Origin of the sequence: Pediococcus damnosus (genome assembly GCF_001437255.1) — a bacterium.
Taxonomy (GTDB): Bacteria; Bacillota; Bacilli; order Lactobacillales; family Lactobacillaceae; genus Pediococcus; species Pediococcus damnosus.
The window spans coordinates 1-14042 of the sequence record NZ_JQBD01000049.1 but is presented as its reverse complement, the minus strand read 5'-3'; the positions used below and the strand labels follow the sequence as shown (position 1 = coordinate 14042).

The following is a 14042-nucleotide window of genomic DNA, read 5'->3' as shown; positions in this document are numbered from 1 at the left end:
TTCACCAATACCAGAAAGTGTAGACCCATTTAAGCATGGGTTAATAGCCTATGCTTTTTTGCATCTCAATTTTATAACGACATAATGTGTCACACTCTTTTAGTACACTAGGTTTAGTTTCTAATTTAGATAGTGACATAGTCTAGTAAATGGAGTGATCAAAAGATGAATGGTAAAAGAATTAAGACAGTAATTTTGGCAACTTTGGCAATGCTGGCTTTAACAGCATGTAGGAGTCAAGATCAAAAGCGCTCTTCTTCAAAAGCAACGACTTCGGTGAGTCGATCTGCGACGAAGGTCAGTAAAAGGAAGACTGTAAAAACAAGTGATACAACCAGCCAAAGTTCTTCAAGTGCTAAAGAATCAGCCCCCAAAACAAACACGATGAACTTTGATCAAATTAAACAAGGCAATTATGGTAGTTTGCAAGGAACTTGGACGGAAACCGGTCATTCGGCAAGTAAGGATGGTCAAGCGGTTGAAAAAGGTGGAACGGATACGCTGACGGTTTCAAATGGAACTATAACAAATGGATCAACTAAGGTTCAAAAACAAACATTAACAGATGCAGCCGGTGAGCATTCTTTGGTTTTCAAGACTAAAGATGATGTATTGACGGCTAATCTTGCTGATGAAGATGTGGCGATTAATTGGATGGTTACGTTTTATCCTAAAGGAACAACGAATAAATATAAGACCAATAATGATTCGGGCAAGAATTCTCAAAACATGATTGTTGTTTGGACAAGCAATAATTCATATACGGAGATTTTTGCGCAGACTTCTACCACTCCGAGTGTTTCAAAAACAGCCAATGCAGCAAAGACTACAAAAGCTACGAAGCCTGTCGAAACTGGACTTAATCTTGCCCAGATTAGCCGAAATAACTTTTCGAGTTTGGTTGGTACTTGGAAAAATACTGATGGTAAAACAATTATTGTAACAAACGAAGTAAAGAATAAACCGACTGGTAGCAACGTTGCCTATAGTAAAGGGGCAGTTGTGAAGGGCACAGACGGCAATGGCCATTCGCGAGTAATCACGGCGGGTAAGGTTACGAGTGGGTATATTCAAGGTGGGATAGGAACCTTTGATTCCGATGCTGCCGTATCTGCATTTGATCCATTAACCATTATTCCTAAAAATGTTAAACTTTCTGATGCTGATGATTCAGATTCTACGCGTGATCGTTTGATTTTGGGTGGCGGTCAAGGCGGTTATGCAACGCAGGCCTATTACAAGGAATGAAAATTTTTGAGTTATTAAAAAGTAATTGTAATTTTTTAGAAAAGAAAATAAAGGTTTCAAGACGAGCGAAACTTACAGGATTTCTGCTGCGATAAAATAAAAGTGATTACGTTTAACAAATATATTAAACTTCTTGAGATTTTGTATGCCAGTGGGGATAAGTATTGGCTCTTTATGTTTTTTACAAACAAGGTAATTTTATGATAGGATTTTGATCTTTTCCTTAACGCTTCGTTGGTATAACGATATTTAGCATGGGCTAATAACCTATGCTTTTTTATTTTATTCTAAAGATGAGTGATCGTTATTAACTTAGAATATACTATATTTAAGTTTGACGTATTTGTAATATGCTTATAGCTTTTATAAGCAATCTAATAATGATACTCTTTAAATAAAGGCAGGAATCTATTGGTAATGACACTATGTTAATAAACACGAGGAGAGATTTATATGAAAAAAAAGAATGAAGCGGGAACTGCTACGAAGAAAAGGCCAATATATAAGCGAATTTGGTTTTGGCTGTTGGTATTAATTATGATTGGTGGTATTGGTGCAATTGCCGGTGGTAGTGGTAATGATAGTAGCGAAAACCAAGCCGATTCAAAAACGGAAAAACAGAGTGAATCAACTGCAGATAAATCTCATAAAGTTGGAGATGAAGCGACAGTAGGTAAGGTATCGTATAAGCTGAATAGTGTTGAAACTACAGATGAACGGAATGAATTTGAAGATACTAATCCTAAAAATGTGGTAGTCGCAAAATATACAGTTACAAATAATTCTGATGAAGATGTGCCTGTTGGAACGGACTTAGATGTTTATGGGTCAGATGGTAAGAAACTAAAAAGTTATGCCGTTTCAGACAATACGCTAGATTCAGTAGCGAGTGGTAAAAAGGCAGATGTAGAAGCAGCTTATGGTGTTGATGAACTTGGAAATATTGAGTTACATTTCAGTCCCTTAGCTTCCTTTGATGATGCCGTTAAATTTCACACGACTGTAGAGTAATGTGTGTATGTTGTGTAAAGTAAAAAGGAATTGACCACTTCAAAATGGTCGATTCCTTTTTTTACTAAGAAGCATATGCATTATTCTATCGGATACTATTTGAAAAAATTTAAATGATGTTAAATGAAAAAATAAAAGATTTGGAAGAATCAATTTTTTTTGGTAAGTTCTAAACATTAATATTTATTTTGGTTTAATTAGAAAGCTTTTCTTCCAAGGCAGCAGTTAACGTTGCAGAAAAATTAATTCCTTGATTTTCAGCCTTCTTCGCTAGTTCAGCGGGAATTCTCGTATTCTTTTTTACGGTTGGCTTATAAGAATTCCTTCTAATGAAGTCTAAATCAACTGAAATATATGTCACGATCTTATCTGGATTTTGTTTTTGAATAGTCTGCAAAGAACTTGATTTAGGAAGGACCTTTTCATCAAAGAGCACTAATCCTAAGGCTTCTGGCGCATTATAGAGAGCCTCTTCTAAATTATTTCCATCTGTAATAGCCCCAGGAACATCTGGAAAAGTAACGGTATATTGTCCGGGTTTATTTTCAGAATCATCTAATATGGCTGGGTATGCAACTAATCTCATTATTATTTATCTCCTTTCAAAAAAAAACTGACCGCTTCATATGAAAGCTTGCCAATTTCTTTAAAGTTAGAAAATTATTTAGTTACTAACCAGCGATTGCTTGGAAAAATAGAACAGAACCCCATTTTTCGCCTTTGATCAAGCTTTTCGCAAGTTTTGCAGCAGCTGCATCATCGGCAGTTGTTTTGAATTCCATCTTCATACCTGTTTTTTTAACAAACTCGAAATTTACGTCGTCGCTTTTGTAATCAGTTAAAAGTTTGATAATTTCGTCTTGTTTTTGTGGTGAATTTACTATAACCATTTTGTGTATCTCCTCATCTCATGTAATTTTTTGCAACCTTATCAATTAAATTTTATAATAAAGAAGACAAAAAGTAAACCCTTTCACAAATACAACGATATTGTCTGCAAATCAGTAATGGAGGGCTCTTAATAACTATAAATACTGACTTTTTTGTGAAGATTATCAAATTCTATATTAAATGATAGTGCCAAAGCGTATGATTGGAATGTATGTTTTTAAGTTAATTGAAAAATAAGGAATTAAACGAATATGAACGATAAAAGAAGAAGAAAAATAAACCGAACAGCGTTTAAGGCGTTCCCGTGGATTATGGGAGCAATTTTAGTTGTGTTGGTAATTCTCCAAATTAATGGAAATAGTAGCGAGGCTCAGTCGAAAGAAGCCAATAAGGCCAATCAACAGGCAGATTCTGGATCTTCGCAAGTTATAAAAAAGCAAAGCAAAATTAAATCTGAACTGGCAAATTATCTAAAAACGGTGACCAAAGATGGAACAGTGAGCGTTAGTTTTTATAATTTAGGAGCTCCAGCTAAGAGCGAGGCCGCGACTGGTTCCGATGCGGCAGTTTATAAAGCGGGTAGTTTAGCAACTGAATCAAATGCGCACAGTGCTCAAACTGCAGCGAGTACCTACAAGCTGTTTATTGCAGCTTATCTGATGCAGCAAAAACAAGCCGGAAACTTCAGTTGGACGGCAGCCAACGAAGCTGGGTTTTATCAGATGATTGTGGATAGTGCAAATACATTTGCGGATAGTGAATTGCAAAATTACAGTATGGCGTCAGTCAATAAATTCATTGCTGATCAAGGTTGGTACTCACCGGTATTTCAAGAAACTGTGATTGCGAAAACTACTAGTCACAGCTTGATGCTTTTACTTGGGCAATTAAATGCTGGAACTGGGCCCTTTAAGAACGCAAATGATCGAAAGAAAATTTTGAATTTAATGAGTAAACAAATTTATCGAACGGGAATTCCAGCAGGGGCTCGTGAAGCCGAAACAGGGACTAAGGTTGCGGATAAAGTTGGTTTCTTGAATGATACGAATAATGACGCCGGAATCGTGACATTACCAAATGGTCAAAAATATATTTTGGTGATTATGACTCATGGACATGGACAATCTGGATTTAGTGGATTTCCCAAGATGGCTGAAATTACTAAAAAAGTTCAAACCATTGTTTATGGGACGAATGCTGGAGAATAAGGCAAATGCACGAAATACGTGTCAAAGATTTCTTAATTGAAATTTCTGATCCTTATTTTTTTGTCTATAATTCGATTCAAATTTTTTTGGTGAACGAACTGCGGCACACCAAGCTTACGAATGAACAGTTACAAAATCACCTAAAAAAGTCATACACAAACGCAACTAGATGAGCTACTATATATAGTATGCACATCACATGAAATCACAATATATTGTGCAATTTTACTTACTAAAACAAAATAATAGATTTTATATAAAGCAGTAGGAGGTACAAGATGATATCAGCAATACAGGACAAATTAGGACTATTAAGTACAGTGACAATTCAAAAAAGAGATGGCGAACAAACAAAATTTTACGCTTATAAGTTAATTTTTAGTTTAAGTCAGGTGGTAACAGATGAAAAAATTCAGGGCCAAATTTGTGAGGCTTTGGTGAATCAGTTTAAAGGAAATTCAGTTATTAAAACCGAAGCCATTCATAATGCAGTGATTGAACAACTAACGGCGCACGGGTTAGAAAAAGCGGCCAGTGCCTACGCAAATTACTTCGATCAGGATCAACAGAAATTTTCTGAAGCGACCAATGTGCAGAAACGAATTGAAAAAGTTTTTGAACGGGATGCCGAAGTGGTTCATGAAAATGCGAATAAAGACAGCACAATTTTTAATACCCAGCGTGATTTGGAAGCGGGGGCGGCCAGTCGTGCAATGGGTCTAAAAATGTTGCCAGAATTAGTTGCCAAAGGCCATTTACGCGGAGACATTCACTGGCACGATTTGGATTATTCGCCGGTAACCCCAGAAACCAATTGTTGTTTAATTGATTTTGACGGCATGCTCAAAAATGGCTATAAAATTGGGAATGCCGAAGTTGCATCACCACGGTCAATCCAAACGGCCACCGCCCAAATGGCCCAAATTATTGCTAATGTGGCCTCTTTACAATATGGGGGTTGCTCAGCAAACCGGGTCGATCAATTACTGGCACCCTATGCGGAGATTAATTATCAAAAACATTTAGCAGATGCCAAACAGTGGGTAGCGCCCAATAAACAGAAAGATTATGCCAAGAGTAAAACCAGAAAGGATATTTACGATGCCATGCAGGCGCTGGAATATGAAATTAACACTCTGTATTCCTCTCAAGGGCAAACACCGTTTACAACCGTTAACTTTGGTCTGGGCACAAGTTGGATTGAGCGTGAAATTCAAAAATCCATCTTAAAAATTCGAATTAAAGGTTTAGGAACGGAACATCGGACGGCCATTTTTCCAAAGTTAATTTTTACCCTAAAACGCGGTTTGAATTTGCATTCGGCTGATCCTAATTATGATATTAAGCAACTGGCCGTTGAATGTGCCACCAAACGGATGTATCCCGATTTATTAATGTATGACAAAATCAAGGAATTAACGGGTAGCTTTAAAACGCCAATGGGATGCCGTTCCTTCTTGCAAGGTTGGCGGGATGAAAATGGCAAAGAAGTGAATTCTGGACGGATGAACTTGGGAGTAGTAACTGTCAATCTGCCTAGAGTTGCCTTGGCATCCAATGGCGATCAGAAATTATTCTGGGAGATTTTTGAAGAGCGGATGACCTTATGTCACCAGGCCTTAGCCTACCGAATTGAACGGACTAAAAAAGCCGAACCAAAAAATGCGCCATTGTTATATATGTATGGTGCGTTTGGCAAACGACTTCCAGCGGATGGCAATGTCGATGATCTCTTTAAAAATGAGCGGGCTACGGTTTCGTTGGGGTACATCGGATTATATGAGGTTTGTACCGTATTCTACGGCCCAGATTGGGAACATAATGCTGAAGCTCATGATTTTGCGGAAAAAGTAGTCAAGGCGATGTGGCAAAAGTGTGCCGACTGGACCAAGGAAAGTGGCTATCATTACAGTCTGTATTCAACACCAGCCGAGTCCTTAACAGATACCTTTTGTCGTGATGATATTGCCAAGTTCGGGAAGGTCGCAAATGTGACCGATAAGGAATATTACACGAATAGTTTCCACTATGATGTGCGCAAACATCCATCACCTTTTGAAAAACTCACGTTTGAACAAGATTTTCCCAAGTATGCTTCGGGTGGTTTCATTCATTATTGTGAATATCCAAACTTGACGCAAAATCCCAAAGCTTTAGAAGCTGTGTGGGATTGGGCCTATGATCACGTTGGCTATTTAGGAACCAATACTTCAATTGATAAATGCTACAAATGCGGGTTTAAGGGTGAATTTAAAGCAACTGCCCGTGGTTTTCAATGTCCTCAGTGCGGAAATCACGATCCTCAGTTCTGTGACGTGGTTAAACGAACGTGTGGTTATCTCGGAAATCCCCAACAACGGCCAATGGTTCATGGCCGGCATGTGGAAATTGCTTCAAGACAAAAAAATTTAACACCGGAGATGATAAAAAATGTCGCGAAAAACGCTCGGTCCAAACAATCCGACTCCGAAAGAGTGGTTGGCTAAGGATCTTAGCTTACAATATATTGCTGATTATAAAGCCTTTAACTTTGTTGATGGGGAGGGAGTTCGCTGCAGTTTATATGTGAGTGGCTGTCCCTTTCATTGCCCAGGTTGTTATAACGTGGCCGCCCAGAATTTTCATTATGGAAAGCCCTATACGCAAGAATTGGAAGATCAAATTATTGAGGATTTAAGTCAGGACTATGTTCAAGGATTGACGTTACTTGGTGGGGAACCATTTTTAAATACCCAAGTTTGTATCAGGCTTTGTAAACGAATTCGCCAAGAGTTTGGTCATTCCAAGGATATTTGGTCGTGGACAGGCTATAACTGGGACGAACTCCTGAAAGATTCTGATGATAAATTGGAAATGCTATCTCTGATTGACATTTTGGTTGATGGCCGTTTCTTAGAAGAACAAAAAGATTTAACGCTGCAATTTCGCGGAAGTGCTAACCAACGCATTATTGACGTCCCCAAATCTTTAGCAACTAATAAAGTGGTTATTTGGGATAAGTTGGTGCGCTAAAACAAACTAATCTAAGGGTTGAAAGTACAAAACAATTTAGTCCACCAAAATTAGGTCAATTGCCGTTCTCCGGCTCCTTTGGCCTGGAACGGGGTGCGAGTTCTTGCGGCTATTTTTGCCACAAGAATCGACAGCGTATGAAGCATTGTGGGTTTTCGGTACAAAAACCGACCTTTACGCGTAATAGCGGGTACGATTTGAAGCCAAGAAAATCACTTGTCTTCTCTTCAAACTCGGCCTTTATCTAAGCAAAAATCGCTAAGATAAATTTCACCCCTGAGGCCAAAACGCCTCCGAACTGGTGAAGTCGTTGTCTTTTGATACTTCGCATAAACATTACCATAACAATCTTTGCGTTAAATATAATTAGTTTTACAACTCGAATTAGTCTGGAAGCAAATGGGCTCAGTAGTGTTGTTTATCTTAACGATTTATCGTTTAGATAAAGGCCGAACTTAGAGACGTGTATTTCGGCTCTAAGTCGTGCCCACTACGTTCCAGCCCAAATTTGCTGGAAGACGGCATCTAACCTAATTTGATTGTAGCTAACTCCTTTGTATCAGGTAATTAGGTGAAATTTTATACGCATGAAGCTTTGAAAAATAAAATATGGAAAGGATTGGCGCAATTACATGCTAGAAATTCGCAAATTTGTAAGGGCAAGAAAGTTTCATTTTTGGGATAGTTTAAACGTGACACGGGCCGGCATTCTAGGTGCCAATGATGGCATTATTTCCGTCTCTGGGATTGTCCTTGGCGCAGCTGCTGCAAATCTTAGCAGTTATACCTTGTTCATTAGTGGCACTTCGGGAATGTTAGCCGGAGCCTGTTCGATGGCTGGTGGCGAATACATTTCAGTGAGTGCTCAAAAAGAAGTGCAGCTCAATCGTTTGAATATTCAAGCAGCAGGATACGAAGCTTACAAAAGTGACTACAAAACCAAAATTAGTGAAATTGACGTCTTAAATCCGTTTCACGCCGCAACGGCATCGTTCTTTTCGTTTTTGTGTGGCGCCATTATTCCGTTGCTGGCGATTAGTCTGTCTAGCAGTCGCTGGCGCGTGGTAAATACGGCCCTAGCCATGATTATTGCTCTTTCAATTAATGCCATGATTGGGTACAACAAAGCAAAAACACCGATTTATAAAGCGGTGTTGCGAAACGTGGCGGTCGGCGTTTTTACGACAGTAGTTACTTATTTAATCGGGAGTCTGTTAGGCATTGCAGTTTCAGCATAGGAAGGTTAGAAAAATGGAAACACTTGAAATTAAAGATTTACATGTATCCGTTAAAGATGACGACACGCAAGTAGAAAAAGAAATTTTAACCGGGGTGAATTTGGTGATGCACACCGGTGAAGTCCATGCCATCATGGGGCCAAACGGAACCGGTAAATCGACCTTGTCAGAAACTATCATGGGCAACCCTCATTATCATGTGACGCAAGGTGACATTCTTTTAAACGACCGAAGTTTATTAACAGAACCGGTGGACGCGCGGGCACGCGCAGGGCTATTCTTGGCCATGCAGTATCCGGCCGAGATCAAAGGTATCACGAATATGGAATTCTTACGTGCGGCGCTGAATGCCCGGCGACCGGATGATCAACCGATTCCCATTAAAGATTTTTTGGCTCAACTGGATCAAGCACTTGAAATTTTAAACATGACGAGTGACATGGCCGAACGATATTTGAATGAAGGATTCTCTGGCGGGGAACGCAAACGAAACGAGATTCTTCAGTTATTGATGATTAAGCCCACGTTTGCCATTTTAGATGAGCTGGACTCTGGCCTTGATATTGATGCGCTGCAGGTGGTCTCAAAGGGCGTTAATCATGTGATTGGCCCTGATTTTGGCACGTTAATGATTACGCATTACAAACGGATTCTGAAATACATTCATCCTGATCAGGTGCATGTCATGATGGGGGGCCGCATTGTCAAAACGGGAGATGCCACGCTGGCAGATCGGTTGGAAGATGAAGGCTATTCTGGATTACGTGATGAACTAGGAATTGATGTTGATCTGGTGGATTCGGAGGTTTAGTGATGAGTGAAGCAATTGGTAAAACAAAGTTGCATGCAGCCTTATTTCCAAATGAACCAACCTGGTTTACAGATATGCGCCAGAGAGCTTTTGAAGAAATGCAGATAACTAACGATCCGCGGTTTGCCAAGGTTGATTATCGAAATTGGGGACTGGGTGAGTTGTCTGCTGAAGGACCCACCAAAGATTTGGCGTTGGTTGACCACAGTACCGACGATTACATTTTGTGTCCGATTGCAATTGCCATGGTGAAATACGAAAAACTTTTTCAAACTTATTATATGAAAAAAGCTTTAACAGAGTTGTCGGATCGTTTAATTAACTTTAGTACGGCCTTTGTGAATGCAGGGAATTTTTTGTATGTTCCGGAGAACACTAAACTAGCGAAACCAATTTGTTTAAATCAAATTGAGTATTCGCAAACTTCTGATGAAATTAGTCACAATCTAATTGTTTTAGGCGAGGGTACACAAGCCACGATCTGTTTGGATAATCAGCCAGAGCAGGCTGGAGAAAAAATTCATCGGATTTCTGAAATCGTATTGGAAGCAGGCAGTCACTTAAATTTAATCACTGTGGATAATTTTTCAAGTAACAAAGCAGTTTATGTGAATCGGCAGGCTTATGTAGGCGAACAAGCCAAATTGGATTGGACGATTGGTTCGTTTAGCGATGGCAATGTTGTGGCGGAAATGAATGCCGAATTGGTCGGCAGACGGTCAACCGCGACAATTAATAATGCCGCGATTACCTCTGGAACCCAAACGCAGGGGATGAACACGCGTCTGACTAACTTGGCACCCTACACGACTGGTAAGATTCGCCAACGCGGGGTGGTTTTAGATCAGTCACGACTAGTTTTTAATGGGATTGGAAAAATTGTTCACGGCGCTCACGGAACCATCGCCGAACAGGAAAATCGGCTCTTGATGTTGTCGGATCAGGCAAGTGGGGATGCTAATCCAATTTTATTAATTGATGAAAATGATGTGGAGGCCGGCCACGCAGCTAGTGTCGGACGTTTAGATAAGAAACAGCTGTACTATTTAATGAGTCGGGGATTGTCTAAAGAAGTTGCCAAACAACTGGTGGTTCGTGGATTTATTGGTATTTTTGCCAAAGAAATTACGAATCGCCGAATCCGGGAGGCTTTCCAGAAAACCCTAGAAAGAAAGTTGACTAATGGATAAAAAATTTGAAAACGTGATTAAGGATTTTCCCATTCTTTCTCAAAAAATAAATGACGAGCCACTATTATATTTAGATAATGCTGCTACCTCACAAACTCCGAATCCAGTTTTAAATGAAATGGTTAGTTTTTACCAAAGTGAGAATGCCAATGTGCATCGGGGTGTCTATACGTTAGCGAATGAAGCGACGACGGCATATGAAAATGTCCGGGAGCAGGTGGCTGAATTTATTCATGCGCCCAATGCAAAATCCATCGTTTACACCCGTTCAACGACCGAAAGCCTCAACCTGGTGGCCAGTAGTTTTGGTGATTTAGTTGTTCATGAAAGTGATGAAATTTTAATCACGATTATGGAACATCACAGCAATTTAATTCCATGGCAGCAACTTGCCAAACGCAAGCATGCCAAGCTGAAATATGTGGAATTAGCGGATGATCAAACACTGGATATTGCCGATTTTAAACGTAAATTAACGGAGCGGACGAAAATTGTGGCGGTCACCCAAATGAGTAACGTTTTGGGAGTGACGAATCCAATTAAAGAAATAACACGCTTAGCTCATCAGCAGCATGCGTATGTGGTGGTGGATGCCGCTCAATCCGTGGCCCATCAAAGCATTGACGTGCAAGATTTGGATGTCGATTTCTTGGCTTTTTCTGGACATAAAATGCTGGGGCCAACTGGCATCGGGGTGCTGTTTGGTAAGGCAGAGTTGCTGGATGAAATGAACCCCGTTCAATTTGGTGGTGAAATGATTGAAGCGGTTAGTCGGACACAGGCCAAATGGCAGTCGGCTCCGTGGAAATTTGAAGCCGGTACTCAAAATATTGGCGGTGTGATTGGGCTAGGAGCTGCAATCACATATATTTCCAAACTTAAAATGACCTGGATTGAGGCTACCGAACACAAATTGCTTACTTATTTGTTACCACAACTCGTTCAAATCAAGGGACTGACAATTTATGGTCCGCAAACGGTTGCCGAACACGGTAGTATCGTGGCATTTAATTTGGCCAATTTGCATCCTCATGATGTTGCCACTGGTTTGGATATGCTGGGAGTTGAAGTGCGCGCCGGTCATCACTGTGCGCAACCCTTAATGACAACGTTGGGTGTGGAATCAACCGTTCGGGCTAGCTTGAGCTTTTATAATTCTTTGGCCGACATGGATCGATTTGTGTACGATGTGAAAATGGTAAAGGAGTTCTTCAATCGTGAGTCTTAATAAACTAAATCAACTTTATCTGGCCGTGGTAATGGATCACGCAAATCATCCGCATCATAAAAGTTCCCTACCAGATGCGACTAAAAGTGTTGAATTACATAATGTCTCTTGTGGGGATGATATTCGGGTGTTTATTAAAACAAAGGCTGATCGGATTGAAGAAATTTCGTTTACTGGCAATGGTTGCACCATCTCTCAGGCTTCGGCCAGTATGATGACCGACGCCCTCAAGGATCTGACAATTCCGGTGGCAATTAAAACATGCGACGATTTTTTTCAATTGACCATGGGAAAGACACTTACTTCAAAAGCCAAGAAAGCATTGGGAGATGCGGCCATTCTTGGAAGTCTGGCAGAATTTCCTGCACGGATTAAGTGTGCGACCTTAGCTTGGCACGCGGCTAAAGAAGCAGTGGGAGGAGAAATTAAATGAGTGCGAAAACTTCAGACGAGTATGAATATGGCTTTCATGATGATGTCAAACCAGTTTTTTCTACTGGCAAAGGCTTGAATGAACAAATTATTCGACAAATTTCGGTCGAAAAACAGGAACCCAAGTGGATGCTGGATTATCGTTTGGCAGCTTATAAAATTTATCAAAGCATGCCAATTCCCAAGTTCGGTCCAAAGTTAGATGATTTGGATTTGAAAAATATGTTGTATTATCAAAAGGCCACGGATAAGAAATACCGTAATTGGGATGAGGTGCCGCCGACCATTAAGAAAACCTTTGATCGTTTGGGTGTCCCAAAAGCAGAAAGAGAATACCTGGCCGGGTCTTCTGCGCAGTACGAATCGGAAGCCGTTTATCACAATATGCGGGAATCTTTTGCCAAACAGGGAATCATTTTCACCGATACCGATACTGCCCTGCAAAAGTATCCCAAGCTTTTTAAAAAATGGTTTGGGAAACTAGTTCCACCAACTAACAATAAGTTTGCAGCCCTTAATGCGGCTGTCTGGTCAGGCGGAACTTTTCTGTATGTGCCGAAAGAGGTGCAAACGCAAATTCCCGTTCAGGCGTATTTTCGAATTAATGCGGCCAACTCGGGTCAGTTTGAACGCACACTCATCATTGTGGATGAAGGTGGCCGGATTGATTATGTGGAAGGCTGTACCGCGCCGAAATACGATACGGATAGTTTGCATGCTGCTGTGGTGGAAGTCAACGTTTTGAAAGATGCTTATTGTCGCTATACCACGATTCAAAATTGGTCGACGAATGTGTATAGTTTGGAAACGAAACGAGCGCAAGCGTTGGAAAACGGCACAATGGAATGGGTTGATGGCAATCTCGGTTCGAAAACCACAATGAAATACCCATCAGTCTATCTGAATGGCCGCGGAGCACGAGGAACCATGCTATCAATTGCGGTGGCTGGTCATAATGTGGATCAGGATACCGGGGCACAGATGATTCACAATGCCCCAGATACCTCTTCGTCAATTGTTTCGAAATCAATTGCGAAGGACGGGGGCATTGTGGATTACCGAGGAAATGTGAAATTTGCGCGCAACTCCGCTGGGTCGTTTGCCCATGTGGAGTGCGACACGATCATCATGGATGATGAATCCTCCAGTGACACGATTCCCTACAATGAAATTTTAAATAGCGACGTGGCGATGGAACACGAGGCTAAAGTTTCAAAGATTTCCGAAGAACAACTCTATTATTTAATGAGTCGGGGAATCTCGGAACGCAAAGCAACCGAAATGATTGTGATGGGATTTGTGGAGCCTTTCACCAAAAAACTACCGATGGAATATGCCGTTGAATTGAATCGGTTGATTAGTTTTGAAATGGAGGGGGGAATCGGATGACCGCAGTGGATAAAACATTTGAAAAACAAGCCTTTGCAGCTTTGGAAAAGGTGATTGATCCCGAAATTAGGGTTGATTTGGTCAGCTTAGGACTCATTTATGGCGTTACTTGTGATGCTAGTGGCTTATGTACCGTCACCATGACATTAACCATGATGGGTTGTCCATTGACCGATGTTTTAAATCAGGCAATTTCTGAAGCCTTAATGACATTAGTGCCAGTACAAAAAGTAAAAATTAATTTAGTGTGGGATCCGATTTGGACAATCGACAAAATGAGTCGCGAAGCACGGGTTCAATTAGGAATGTGGTAAAAAATATCGCCATGAAGGATTAAGTCTTTCATGGCGATATTTTTAGGGTCTCTGTCAAATCGTATTGGTG

At 40.5% G+C, this 14042-nt stretch carries 14 protein-coding genes; 12 read left to right on the top strand and 2 right to left on the bottom strand.

Going from position 1 to position 14042, the window contains the following annotated elements; translation table 11 throughout:
• Nucleotides 1-165: 165 nt before the first annotated feature.
• Together IV84_RS06890 and IV84_RS06885 are read left to right on the top strand one after the other, a co-directional pair.
• The gene (locus tag IV84_RS06890; RefSeq protein ID WP_046871515.1) at nt 166-1248 is read left to right on the top strand and encodes a DUF6287 domain-containing protein; all 1083 of its coding nucleotides are present in this window, start codon (nt 166-168) and stop codon (nt 1246-1248) included.
• 453 nt (nt 1249-1701) lie between these two features.
• Entirely contained in the window at nt 1702-2259 is a 558-nt protein-coding gene (locus tag IV84_RS06885; protein WP_046871514.1) for a DUF5067 domain-containing protein, read from the top strand.
• 193 nt (nt 2260-2452) lie between these two features.
• On the opposite strand, the gene IV84_RS06880 is transcribed toward IV84_RS06885, so the two are convergent.
• Nucleotides 2453-2845 (bottom strand): type II toxin-antitoxin system HicB family antitoxin, encoded by a 393-nt coding sequence (locus IV84_RS06880; RefSeq protein WP_046871513.1) that lies wholly within the window; start codon nt 2843-2845, stop codon nt 2453-2455.
• An 85-nt stretch (nt 2846-2930) separates the two neighbouring features.
• Nucleotides 2931-3149 carry a hypothetical protein gene (locus tag IV84_RS06875; protein ID WP_046871512.1) on the bottom strand — a complete coding sequence of 73 codons (219 nt, stop codon included), beginning with the start codon at nt 3147-3149 and terminating at the stop codon, nt 2931-2933.
• Between the two features lie 252 nt (nt 3150-3401).
• Here IV84_RS06875 and IV84_RS06870 point away from each other — a divergent pair, with 252 nt between their 5' ends.
• The 10 genes from IV84_RS06870 (at nt 3402) to IV84_RS06825 (ending at nt 13972) form a co-directional block, all read left to right on the top strand.
• Nucleotides 3402-4358, top strand: coding sequence for a serine hydrolase (locus IV84_RS06870; protein WP_046871511.1), 957 nt, complete (start codon nt 3402-3404; stop codon nt 4356-4358).
• A 278-nt stretch (nt 4359-4636) separates the two neighbouring features.
• Entirely contained in the window at nt 4637-6844 is a 2208-nt protein-coding gene (gene nrdD / locus IV84_RS06865; protein ID WP_046871510.1) for an anaerobic ribonucleoside-triphosphate reductase, read from the top strand.
• Nucleotides 6789-7370, top strand: coding sequence for an anaerobic ribonucleoside-triphosphate reductase activating protein (nrdG, locus tag IV84_RS06860; RefSeq protein WP_046871509.1), 582 nt, complete (start codon nt 6789-6791; stop codon nt 7368-7370). Before nrdD ends, nrdG begins: the two co-directional genes overlap by 56 nt.
• A gap of 632 nt (nt 7371-8002) precedes the next feature.
• Nucleotides 8003-8608 (top strand): VIT1/CCC1 transporter family protein, encoded by a 606-nt coding sequence (locus IV84_RS06855; protein WP_056986301.1) that lies wholly within the window; start codon nt 8003-8005, stop codon nt 8606-8608.
• 13 nt (nt 8609-8621) lie between these two features.
• On the top strand, nt 8622-9419 hold the full coding sequence (gene sufC, locus IV84_RS06850) for a Fe-S cluster assembly ATPase SufC (protein ID WP_046871507.1): 798 nt from the start codon (nt 8622-8624) through the stop codon (nt 9417-9419).
• A 2-nt stretch (nt 9420-9421) separates the two neighbouring features.
• On the top strand, nt 9422-10609 hold the full coding sequence (gene sufD / locus IV84_RS06845) for a Fe-S cluster assembly protein SufD (RefSeq protein WP_046871506.1): 1188 nt from the start codon (nt 9422-9424) through the stop codon (nt 10607-10609).
• The gene (locus IV84_RS06840) at nt 10602-11837 is read left to right on the top strand and encodes a cysteine desulfurase (protein ID WP_056986300.1); all 1236 of its coding nucleotides are present in this window, start codon (nt 10602-10604) and stop codon (nt 11835-11837) included. The genes sufD and IV84_RS06840 overlap by 8 nt, the downstream gene beginning before the upstream one ends.
• Entirely contained in the window at nt 11827-12270 is a 444-nt protein-coding gene (sufU, locus tag IV84_RS06835; RefSeq protein WP_046871504.1) for a Fe-S cluster assembly sulfur transfer protein SufU, read from the top strand. The genes IV84_RS06840 and sufU overlap by 11 nt, the downstream gene beginning before the upstream one ends.
• Complete coding sequence (sufB, locus tag IV84_RS06830; RefSeq protein ID WP_046871503.1) at nt 12267-13658, top strand: Fe-S cluster assembly protein SufB; 1392 nt, start codon at nt 12267-12269, stop codon at nt 13656-13658. The genes sufU and sufB overlap by 4 nt, the downstream gene beginning before the upstream one ends.
• Nucleotides 13655-13972 carry a metal-sulfur cluster assembly factor gene (locus IV84_RS06825; protein ID WP_046871502.1) on the top strand — a complete coding sequence of 106 codons (318 nt, stop codon included), beginning with the start codon at nt 13655-13657 and terminating at the stop codon, nt 13970-13972. The genes sufB and IV84_RS06825 overlap by 4 nt, the downstream gene beginning before the upstream one ends.
• Nucleotides 13973-14042: the final 70 nt, after the last annotated feature.